An 11,303-nucleotide genomic window follows, 5' to 3' on the forward strand; every position below is an offset into this window, starting at 1 on the left:
AGGGCGACCCGCAAGGGAAGGCTTGAAAAACGGGCCCGTTAACCCATCCGTGTTTTTCAAAGCGGCTGCAAAGAAAGGGACATTAATCCGCAATTCCTAGCCTTGATTTAATCTTTTTTTTGCGCGAACTTGCCGGACATGCCTTAAACGGGTTCTTGTCAACGGGTTAACCTCGATAAATATTTTTAGATTATTTTCCCGAAGCCACGCCCGGGGTTTTCCCACAGCCGGGGAACGCCCTGCACGGGCAAAAGGTTACGGATTGGCCGGACCGGGCCATGCCTCCCGGGTATTTTTTCGCAACAGGCTGACAGGATGCGCCTTGTGGCCTCCGCAAGGGGAATGCCCCTGGGAGCGGAACGGTGGAAAAAAGAAATTTGGATACTGAAAGATCGCTGTTTTAATTTTCGGAAATTAGAAGAGCCCCTATTTGCTTTGTGACTCTATCTTCTACATTCACCTTGTTTTTTAAATATTCTTCAACAGATCTTCTCCAGGCTTTTACCGTGTTCTTGGATTCTATATAATAATCGAAGGCTTCATTGGCAATATCCTCGGTATGTACGCCAAAACACCGGAACACATTCCGAAAATCTTTTACTGAAATATTAGTATGCTTGTACTGATCGTATATTAAATCGATGAAGTCAATTAGCTCTCCTTCGCTATAGGAATGCCCCAACTTATCTTTTAAATAGGCGGTTGTTGAATTTAATGCAGGTTTTTCCGGATTTTGACGCTGACGATTTTCCTCCAAATGAATTAGTAATTGCAGTATTAAACTTAAATTTTCGCATGCATATGAATCCAGCACTATTTCATTTGTGGAAGTGATGCTGAATTTTATTCCTGCCCATTTCAGTTTTATGCTATTAACAAATGTCGCCTTATACTTTGTAGTTATTTTAATTGGAACGAACAAAGCGGGGAAAAGCGATTTCCAATATTTTTGAAATTTCAACTCTGTTTTTAGTTCTGAAACTTTTAAAGTAACCGGATAAACTAATTCAATACGCTCAATTGCTCGGACATCACCCAGAAATTGCTTTAAATATGTCTGGCATTCGTTTGGTGAAGCGCCTAACATATTTAAAAGATGATGAACCTCGATTTTAATTGAATGAACAGGTTTTTCCATAGGCCACCAATCATTAACAGCAGTTATGAATTTTCTTTGATTCGTTTAAATAGCTCCGACGCAAAAACAAAATCGTTTAATTGCTCTTCCTTGGCTACCAGAATATCATCTTTATTTCCCTCCCAAAGTTTCTGGCCTTGATATATATAGATTATTTTTTCGCCAATAGCCATCACGGAATTCATATCGTGTGTATTTACGATGGTTGTAATGCCATACTCTTTGGTGATTTCATAAATAAGTTCGTCAATAACAATAGCAGTCTTGGGATCCAGTCCCGAGTTGGGTTCGTCACAAAACAGGTATTTGGGATTTAAGGCTATGGCTCTGGCTATGGCCACACGCTTTTGCATTCCCCCGCTAATTTCAGATGGATAAAGATGGTTCACATTTTCGAGATTCACTCTATTTAAGCAGAAATTTACTCTGTCCAGCTTTTCTTCCGGGGAATCATTGGAAAACATATCCAACGGGAACTGCACATTTTCTTCCACAGTTAAAGAATCGAAGAGTGCTGAACCCTGAAAAAGCATCCCAATTTTTTTTCGAATTGACTTTTGTTCGCTTAGCGACATTTGGGAAAATACCTCGTCGCCATAAATAATCTGGCCCGAATCAATTTGATGCAGTCCGACAATTGATTTTAGCAATACTGTTTTTCCGTGACCACTCTGTCCGATAATCAGATTTGTCTGCCCTGCTTCGAACCTGGCCGAAATATCGAACAGTACCTGTTTTCCATTAAAGGCTTTATTTACATTCTTAACTTCTATCATGCCAATAGCAATTGTGTTAATAAAAGGTTGAATAATAAGATCTGGATACTACTAACAACAACAGCCCTTGTACTGGCTACCCCAACTTCAAGAGAACCGCCCTCGACATGATACCCTTGATAGGCAGAGATCGATGAAATTAAAAAAGCAAAAACAACTGATTTGATCATCGCATACACTACATGAAACGGAACAAAATCGAGCCTTGCTCCATAAATAAAATCTGCTGAAATAATTTCACCTGACAAAACGCCAGATAGCCATCCGCCTATGATTCCGACCCCCATACTAATGATGGTGATAAAGGGTATCATAATTACCATCCCTATTATTTTGGGAAGCACCAAATGACAGGAAGAATTAATGCCCATGATTTCAATGGCATCAATTTGCTCGGTTACCCGCATACTGCCAATCTCCGATGCTATATTGGAACCCACCTTTCCGGCTAGTATAAGACCCACAATGGTAGATGAGAATTCCAATACCACCGATTGTCGAGCAGCATAACCTATGGTATATTTAGGAATAAAAGCCGAATCTAAATTATAAGCCGTTTGCAGTGTAATTACAGCGCCCATAAATACAGAAATAATGGACACAATGCCCAGCGAGTTAACGCCCAAACTTTCCGCCTCTTTTATTGTCTGTTTCAGAAAAATACCAATTTTTTCGGGTCTGGCGAATACTCTTTTTAAAAATACGATATACCTTCCGAAATGAAATAGAAATCCCATATATTTTGATTTGCGATAAAAATACTAACTTAATTCAGGGTAAAAAAATTTTTAATTCTAAACCACAATGGTTTTTATTGTGGCGCTTTTTAGGTATTTTCACCAACATAATATAAATGCTATTGAAATATTAATAATAATATACGATGACTAACAACACCTACTGTGTAATTATGGCAGGCGGGATCGGCAGCCGTTTTTGGCCGATCAGCAGAGAGGAAACCCCTAAACAATTTCTTGACATTCTTGGAACCGGGAAAACCCTGATTCAGCAAACTTTTGACAGGTTTACCCCGATTTGTCCGGCAGAAAACTTTTTGGTGGTTACCAGTATTGAATATAAGAAAATTGTGCTTGAACAGCTGCCTGAACTCACGCCTGACCAAGTACTCACGGAACCTTACCGGAGAAACACTGCTCCTTGTATTGCCTACGCCAACGCATGGATAAAAAAACGCAACCCGGAAGCTTCTATCGTAGTGACTCCAGCCGATCATCTTATTCTAAAACCGGAAGAGTTTGTAAGGGTTATTTCAAAAGGCGTAGACTTTGTTCAGAATTTTGATGCACTGCTAACATTGGGCATTAAGCCTCACCGACCAGAAACCGGTTACGGATATATTCAAGTTAGTGATGATTCGCCTAGTGAACTTGGTGTTATTGAGCCCGTGAAGACTTTTACGGAAAAACCAAACTTGGAGTTGGCCAAAGTGTTTTTTGAAAGTGGGGAATTTTTCTGGAACTCGGGCATTTTTATTTGGACATTGAAAGCAATTGAGGTTGCTTTCAACACACATTTACCTGATGTAAAAATATTGTTTGATAGTATAGAGGACAAAATAGGCACTCAACATCAAGAGGAAGCCATTAAAGATATTTACCACGATTGCGATAACATTTCTATTGACTACGGTATTATGGAAAAAGCGAGCAATGTATTTGTACTTACAGCGGATTTCGGATGGAGTGATTTAGGTACATGGTCGTCGCTATATGAGCACTCGGCTAAAGATGACAACCTAAATGCGATAAACACGGGTAAAGTGCTTGCTTACAACTCTAAAAACTGCGTAGTAAACCTACCTGCCCATAAGATGGCAGTTATTCAAGGATTAGACAATTATATTATTGCCGAGTCACACGATTGCCTTTTGATATGCCCAAAATCAAACGAACAACAGATACGTCAGTTTTCGGCGGATATCATTGCCGAATACGGGCAAGAAAAAAAATAATCCCAGTAATATCAAAATATTATTAAACAAAAAAAGGAGTGCAATAGCACTCCTTTTTTATATGGTTCATTTTTTTGTTCTTCTTCATCCAAATTATTTACAACAAATATTACTTTTTGCTACCCTTCCGCGCCACATCCAATTATAATCCTTTACAATTGGGTCACACTAAACCGGGCATCGCCTGCGGCAACCGGGCGATTAACCCACATGAACATTCGTTATAAATCAATATATGAACATTGTAGGCTTTAAAACTCCCACAAGTCGTGTTCGAAATTGAAGATATCCATCTTAATTCTTTCCGATTCCAACATGGCTTCCATGCCAACCGCATACTGGTCGATTGTTCGGTTATTGTACACGTTTGACTCGCGAACAATGTAACTACCGAAATACCTTTTCATAAAAATATCGTCAAAAGTTCTGCGTTGGGCATCATTTTTTGTATTAAACACCTCGTTTCGAGCAAACAAATCTCTCGCTTGCGGGAAATAAATCCAGAACGTTTGTTTTTTGGCTATTTGCTCTTCCCCTCCACCGGAACTTTTTGAATACTCACGGATCGGACAAAGCCCAATGATACGAACATCCAACCTGGAATAATTTCTGTCGAAGAACCATACCTCTTTAACCAATATTTGTTTTACTTCTTCAGGTCTTAATTCACCAGCCACTACTTTTTCAACAAAGGTACCGTCATCCTGGCGTACTTCCATTGTATCACCTACAGCTCCCATTTCATACATTACCTGGTCTAGTGTCATTTCAACTTTAAACTCATCTTCATATTTAGTTGAGTATGCTGATAATCCCTCATACTGTATGCCGTGCATCAATAACTGAATTAAACTAAACCTGTTGTCCATGGTATTGATTGGATAGTACAGCGGCAAGTTAATTTTTTCTCTTAAATCCACAATCCTCCACACTTTTTTGGCCCACATTACATCGGCTTCTCTCACATGTGGATAAGGAATTGGTTTACGGTTTTGAACATGCTCCGGTGGATATATTCCATCCAGCACATTTTGGGCTTTCACAGCAGAATTACCTACCAAGGCCACCAACATAATTAATAAGAAGAACAACTTTTTCATTATCGTATTTTTATTTTATCTAACTCGTATCCGAATATTTTTTTAATCTAACACAAATGTTATTGTACCTAAATCGCGCGTTCCACTGGGCCCTTTGGCACGTATGCCTTCGATTGACACCTTAGAACCCCTGGCCATTCCCTTTATTAGTTCTAATTGCTGCGGAGTGAACTTGCTACTCTTAGAGGGTTCGTCCACAATATAACCACCTTTCAATACAGAAACGGTAAATCGTGTGACCTTATACTCCAATTCAAAATCGAAATCTTTCATTTCGGCAAAAACACCTGACTGAGCAAGCAATACGTTCTTGCGTATTTTACCACTTGATTTTCCCGCAACTTCCGGAACCGGGTCTGGCACCCTTTTTATCCTGAATTCCTGTTTGCCAATGAATTTTGTTTTCCCTTCAATTTCTGCACTTACACTAACCACAGACTCTTTACCGGCGGTACCCGGTTTCGGTTTCACAATATAATTGGTCCCATCACCTCGGCGTGTCACATTAGTCATGGTTATTCTTAACGCATTACTGGCAACTCCTGGTACAGAAATGGCTACCGGGTTATCCACTCCCTCATAAAAAACGTTCATTTTTGTGGGGGATATGACCGCACTTGGTTTTACCACCTGAAATTCTCCTTTTACAGGGTAAGGTATTTCTGTTGAACCATCCGGTGAAGGCATTTTTATAAAACCGGACCACTCATGCTCACCAACCGGTTTTTTAAGTTCAAGTATTCCTTTTCCTTTTTTGATATTACCCAGCTTATTACCGTTAATTTCAATCTTAGGAACAATGGTGGGGTCATATGCTGCCATGAAAAGCTCGGCCCTGTAGGTCTCGCCTTCCAGAATAGTTGTTTTGAAAGGTTTAACTACTTGCATCAATTGGTCAAACTTGTATGAATCTTTATCAATATCACTCATTAAATTTGCCACCATATCGGCTTCCGCATTTCTAATATCCCCTTGTATTTTACTTAGCATGGCCATAGAGGCTGCCAAAGGCACGTGCTCAAACTTGGTGGATTCCCAAGGTTTTTTTACGTCTTCTTCTTTTACATCTTCCGTATTAAAAACTTCTTTGTAGGCTTGGATATAAGTGGTATCCTTTTCGTCATTTTCGTCAAGCATACCCAGCAACAGATCCTTAAATTCACCCATTCTTTTTTTAAGCTCTTTACTCTTGGCACCTGCCTTCTCCACAATCATAACCTGAGCCGCAATGTCCTGGTTATCGATTCCGGTGTAATTCTCCGGTGTCGCTTCCGGGCCTGACACTTTTTGTGCCAAAATAACCTTAAGGCCCTGAATATGATTTACCAACGAATCGGAAGCTCCCTGTATTTCCCGTGCTTTATCCCATTCATCCTGCGCTTTGACTGGATTATTACTCCACGCTGACTCAAATTGGTTATAAAGCGCTTCGTTTTTACGCTCTACTGTTTCTCTTGTTTGGTTAAAACCTTCGTCCAGCGAAACAAATGCTAACAGTAACTCTCCAGACACGTTCAATGCGAGCATTGCTGTCAAAAAGAGGTACATCATACCTATCATTTTCTGCCGGGGGGTTTCGGGACAATTTCCGCCACTCATACTTTATTCTTCTAAAGATTAATATAAAAAGTAAATTAACGGCCTCCAACATTCATGGCACTCAACATATTTCCGTAGATCGTATTTAACTCCCCAACGGTTTTATTTAAGTTAGCCACCTGGTCCCTATAATTTTTAGCGCCCTCAACAGACTGCTTTAAATACTCGCTTATTTCGCCCAATCCGCTGTTCACATTATCGGTAGCTTCAACTTGGGCTTTAGATCCTTTTAACTGCATCTCATAAATTGAATTAATCGAAGCCAGGTTTCCGTTTAATGCCGATAACTGATCGTTATATTTTTTGTTGTTATCAGCGATTCCCCCCATTTCCTGTTCAATGCTATTTGACATCTTAGCATAGGTATCGATCAACTGCTTACCTGAATTTGACATGTCATTGGCTACTTTATTACCGGCTTCGGAAATGGCACTTGCAGTAGCACTATACGATTGTGTTAATGCTTTTGTTGACTCTTCGATGGCCTTTGCTGTTTTATCTTGTACGTTCCCGAACTTACCCACCGACTCTGATGCATTTTGTATATTTTGCAAGTAGCTTTGTGTTGCCAATGATGCATCACTTAAATCGGCTAGCTGAGATGAGGTAGAACTTAACTTTTTAATACCCTCCGATAGTTCTGTGACCGTCTTTTCATCAATGTTTCCTGTTTGGATAAGTGCCTGAAGCTCTCCCCCTCCACCACTTCCACCTTTGCCATGGTGAGTTGCATTAGGTTCAAGACCTACCAACTCGGGATATACCAGGCTCCAGTCCGGCATTTCATGAGGAGGTTCAAAAGCTGATAGCGAAAAAATTATAATCTCAGTACCCATACCAACCAGCAACATAAGCTCTGCTCCCGGGTAGTGCATTATTTTAAACAAAGCTCCTGCCAGAACGATTGCAGCACCAAAACCGTATACCTTGGCCATGATCTTTTTGTACGCCGGGCTTTCAACAAATTCGGTAATAGTCATAATTCAATTGTGTTAATCTGTTATTTTACTCAATAGTTTAAGGACATTTGTTTTCATCTTATATACTTAGTCCCCAATATAATCTCTAACGCAACGGAACCCGATAAACGATTTTGCCGAATCCTGGTATTCGTACGTCCTGGTACCGCACTGTAGGAAATAACCTACATCCTTCCATGATCCACCACGAATCACTTTTCTTTTCATTACGTGCGGATCGTCCGGTAAGGCGTTGTACTTGTAAGTTGGGTTAAAATCGTGAGTGAAACTATAAGCTGACTCATCAAAAGCGCTTGAGGTCCACTCTGCCACATTACCTGACATGTCGTATAAACCAAAATCGTTTGGCGCATACGAAGCAACCGCCATAGCTGTGTTACCACCATCATCGGCATAACGACCTCTTAAAGGTTTAAAGTTAGCCAGAAAACATCCTTTATCGTTACGCGTATACATTCCACCCCAAGGATACATTTGATTTTCCAATCCACCTCTTGAAGCGTATTCCCACTCCGTTTCTGTTGGAAGTCTGTATTCCATTACTTCCGGTTCTCCCTTACTCACAAGATAATTGTTCATAAAACGAGATCTCCAAATAGTAAATGCTGTAGCTTGTTGGTGCGTTATACCTACAACTGGATATTCAAAGAAACCAACATGCCAGAAATACTTCTCGGTCCAGGGTTCGTTGAATGAATAGGTAAAGTCGGCTATCCAACATAATGTATCCGGATAAACATTCACATTATCTTTCATTATAAACGCAGAACGGTCCCTAATATTTTCCTCTTCGCCAAGCTGATTATAAACCGAGCCTTCATATTGCTTTGTTTCAAAGTTATAACGGTTGGTTTTTTTTGCGGCCTGTTGCATATCCACCCACTCGTACTCGTAGATTAATTTTCTTGAATCGATTTCCTTTCTACGGAAGAATCTTTCGTTTTCAGGCAAGAACATCTCGTCAAGAATCTCGGCATACTCTTCGTTATCCCACTCAATAGGTTCGTCCCAGTTTAAGAAAGGCGGGTCTATTTCGTTTCCGTACTCATCCTCCGCAATCACAAACTCATCGAACTGATCCCCCAAAAGCATTCTTGCTATCGAATCCCTGACCCAATTGATATACTGACGGTATTCGGTATTGGTAATTTCAGTTTCGTCCATCCAGAAAGAACGGATAGACACGGTTTTTGACTGCGCTGTTAACGACCAGGCAGCATCCTGATCGTTCGGGCCCATGTTAAAACTTCCCTGCGGAATAAATAACATTCCATACGGGTCCGGTTCATAAAAGGTACCCTTTTGAGCTACTCCGGTAAGTTCGCCTCCTCCGGAGTTACTGCATCCGCTTAAGATAGCGACTATAACGACACTAAGAGCTAGTACTTTCTTCATAATATTTAAGACTATCGGTATTTTAAATTTTTATTTGCCTACTATAAATATCTAACGCTTTTATAGCGTTTTGTTCGTTTGTCAAAATCAATATCCAAATTATATCCCACCATCAGCTCATGCGTTCCTCCGTAGCCCGTTGAAGCTATGGCCGATGTAGTTATGTCATAACTGTAACCAAACCTTACTCCGTTTTTCATTTCAATCCCCGCTAACAATACAATTGCATCTTGAAAACGATAGGTGATTCCTCCCCAATATCTTCTTTTATATCTCACCAATGTGTTTACATCTACCTGAAAACTTTTGCCATCCGTTTTGTAAAAAAGTGAAGGCAGCAATTCATACGATGTATCCTCAATTTTATGGTTATACCCTCCTAAGAGGTAAAATGTTCCAGTTGTTTTAAAATTAAATTCTTCCTTAAAGTTGGCTTCCGGGCTATTAAGGTGTGATAATGAGGCTCCCAGATAATATTTATTTTCTTTATAATATACGCCAATTCCCATATCAAAAGCCGAACCGCTAACATCTGCGGCCGGAACATTAGGATCACTCGGGTTATAGTAGTCACCTTCAATAGCATCCAGTGTCCACAACGCTTTTAGACTTTGATTTAACAAACCAAAATTTAAGCCGACCGACAATGTTCCTTTATCCAATTCAAACTTTAAGGCATAATTCAAATTCATGGTCAGGTTGGTGAAATTTCCGATTTCATCGTTGATGAAATTTAAACCTATCCCGGAATTTAAATTAAAAAACTTGACCGGCATGTCACCGCTAAAAACCGTTGTTTTTATGGCTAGGTTTCCGGTCCACTGATTCCTGTTTAATGCTATCAGATTCATACTTTCGCTAGTTCCTGCAAATCCCGGGTTAACGGCCAGTTTATTAAACATATTCTGGCTAAACTGCGGATCATATTGCGCATGAACATTTTTTGCAATTGCACAAAATATAACAAAAATCAGAATTCTCCTAAACATTTATTCCAGTTATAAAAAACTCAAAGAACTCCTGTTTTCACCGCCTCCTATATCTTACTATAAAACTGAAGTTTACCTTTTAAACCCCATGCATTTTGCGATTAAAAACCGAGTTCGTATACTTTATTTCAATTATAAAGGTTTCGTTTTTATGCGTTAATCATGTTATTTTTTTGTATAGCCAACTTATTGCTAAATATCATTTTGAAAGAATCTCCACCATTTATCGGGCAATTCTCCATTCTTAGCCAAAAGGTATTCTTTTTCATCGCAAGCCAACATTTTAACCCCGTTCTTCCATGGCACTTCAATCCACCATCGGTTATTAACTCTGTTTGAATAGAAACGTATGTCTATGTCAAAATCTTGTAAATGAACCACAGAAATTTTACACCCGCCTACTCCTTCCATAGTCAAACCGCTCATATTCTGCGATATACCGTCTAATAAATGCCAAATTATTTCTGCACAAAGCATGGCTCCTTTGCCCGATTTGTCCAATTTTGGGTTATATTCCTGAAGGCAAAACACCTTTAAGCTGTCTCCAACACCAGCATACCATGCCAATCGACAAGCATCATACCCCGTAAGGCCGTTGACGTTTATATTTGAAAAGTACGGCATATATTCTTTTTGTATAGCCCCAACATCAAAGCTAACCAAATCAGCATCCCTCAATAATGGCTCCGCCGCAGCCATATTTTCATTCCTGATATCCCTAAGGCGTGTACATTCCCAATGTAGATCTGCTAGCTTCGCGTCCTGACTTTCACCTATCAGATATTTTTGTCCGCCAATCAGGTTTAACTCGTAAATATTTTCATTATAGTCTTTGGCCAGTTTTGTCAGAAAAGTTTGGCCGCTAAAGTCGGAACCTGTTATATTAAAATCTAACCTGGCATCAATAATAGAAATGGCCAGCTCCTTTTGATGCGCAACTATACCTTTCACCAAAGGCAAAACATAATCCTGACCTCCTCCTACAGTCACCACTACAATGCCTAACGAAGAAAGTATTTCAAGCACTTCGCAAATGGCAAAGTACCGGTCGTTTATCGTTTTTCCTTTTATATTGCCCAGATCAATTATCCGCAACGATTTTGGAATACTCCTTAATCCTACCAGATTACCCCGAATTACGCTGCCGGCATCTTCACCTCCCTTGTTCCCGGAAGGCCTTTTCCCGTCTTGAATCCCTATTATGGCAACTTCGAAATTTAAAAGCACTTCCTCGCAATAATCCCCGACAACACCATATTTAATTTGATGTTTCAGACTATCTTCTTCGGGCATATATATATTATGTGCCTGTGGTTCAGGAATTGGGTCAAAAAAATCGCTCAGCTGCACTTCT

The 11,303-nt window shown here is 39.9% G+C and carries 10 protein-coding genes; 1 reads left to right on the plus strand and 9 read right to left on the minus strand.

Annotated elements, in window-relative coordinates; all coding sequences use genetic code 11:
• Window positions 1-400: 400 nt before the first annotated feature.
• From ACRD64_RS18245 to ACRD64_RS18255, 3 genes are read right to left on the minus strand one after another with little or no spacing between them, the layout of a single operon-like run.
• The gene (locus tag ACRD64_RS18245; protein WP_430934899.1) at window positions 401-1,138 is read right to left on the minus strand and encodes a hypothetical protein; all 738 of its coding nucleotides are present in this window, start codon (window positions 1,136-1,138) and stop codon (window positions 401-403) included.
• 23 nt (window positions 1,139-1,161) lie between these two features.
• Window positions 1,162-1,914 carry an ABC transporter ATP-binding protein gene (locus tag ACRD64_RS18250; RefSeq protein ID WP_430934900.1) on the minus strand — a complete coding sequence of 251 codons (753 nt, stop codon included), beginning with the start codon at window positions 1,912-1,914 and terminating at the stop codon, window positions 1,162-1,164.
• Window positions 1,911-2,651, minus strand: a complete 741-nt coding sequence (locus ACRD64_RS18255; RefSeq protein WP_430934901.1) for an MlaE family ABC transporter permease — start codon at window positions 2,649-2,651, stop codon at window positions 1,911-1,913. The genes ACRD64_RS18250 and ACRD64_RS18255 overlap by 4 nt, the downstream gene beginning before the upstream one ends.
• Window positions 2,652-2,797: 146 nt before the next feature.
• On the opposite strand from ACRD64_RS18255, the gene ACRD64_RS18260 reads away from it, so the two are divergent.
• Window positions 2,798-3,886, plus strand: coding sequence for a mannose-1-phosphate guanylyltransferase (locus tag ACRD64_RS18260; RefSeq protein WP_430934902.1), 1,089 nt, complete (start codon window positions 2,798-2,800; stop codon window positions 3,884-3,886).
• A 251-nt stretch (window positions 3,887-4,137) separates the two neighbouring features.
• Here ACRD64_RS18260 and gldN read toward each other — a convergent pair whose 3' ends face one another.
• The 6 genes from gldN to ACRD64_RS18290 all read right to left on the minus strand — a co-directional run bounded on the left by gldN (window position 4,138) and on the right by ACRD64_RS18290 (window position 11,299).
• Window positions 4,138-4,986 (minus strand): gliding motility protein GldN, encoded by an 849-nt coding sequence (gldN, locus tag ACRD64_RS18265; protein ID WP_430934903.1) that lies wholly within the window; start codon window positions 4,984-4,986, stop codon window positions 4,138-4,140.
• Between the two features lie 42 nt (window positions 4,987-5,028).
• Window positions 5,029-6,585 carry a gliding motility protein GldM gene (gldM, locus tag ACRD64_RS18270; RefSeq protein ID WP_430934904.1) on the minus strand — a complete coding sequence of 519 codons (1,557 nt, stop codon included), beginning with the start codon at window positions 6,583-6,585 and terminating at the stop codon, window positions 5,029-5,031.
• Window positions 6,586-6,620: 35 nt separating this feature from the next.
• On the minus strand, window positions 6,621-7,565 hold the full coding sequence (gene gldL, locus ACRD64_RS18275; RefSeq protein WP_430934905.1) for a gliding motility protein GldL: 945 nt from the start codon (window positions 7,563-7,565) through the stop codon (window positions 6,621-6,623).
• A 66-nt stretch (window positions 7,566-7,631) separates the two neighbouring features.
• Window positions 7,632-8,960, minus strand: coding sequence for an SUMF1/EgtB/PvdO family nonheme iron enzyme (locus tag ACRD64_RS18280; protein ID WP_430934906.1), 1,329 nt, complete (start codon window positions 8,958-8,960; stop codon window positions 7,632-7,634).
• 41 nt (window positions 8,961-9,001) lie between these two features.
• Entirely contained in the window at window positions 9,002-9,949 is a 948-nt protein-coding gene (locus tag ACRD64_RS18285; protein WP_430934907.1) for a PorP/SprF family type IX secretion system membrane protein, read from the minus strand.
• A 192-nt stretch (window positions 9,950-10,141) separates the two neighbouring features.
• A complete protein-coding gene (locus tag ACRD64_RS18290) occupies window positions 10,142-11,299 on the minus strand; it encodes an arginase family protein (protein WP_430934908.1) in 1,158 nt (385 codons plus the stop codon).
• Window positions 11,300-11,303: the final 4 nt, after the last annotated feature.

Source organism: Saccharicrinis sp. 156 (assembly GCF_050589685.1).
Lineage (GTDB): Bacteria > Bacteroidota > Bacteroidia > Bacteroidales > Marinilabiliaceae > Saccharicrinis.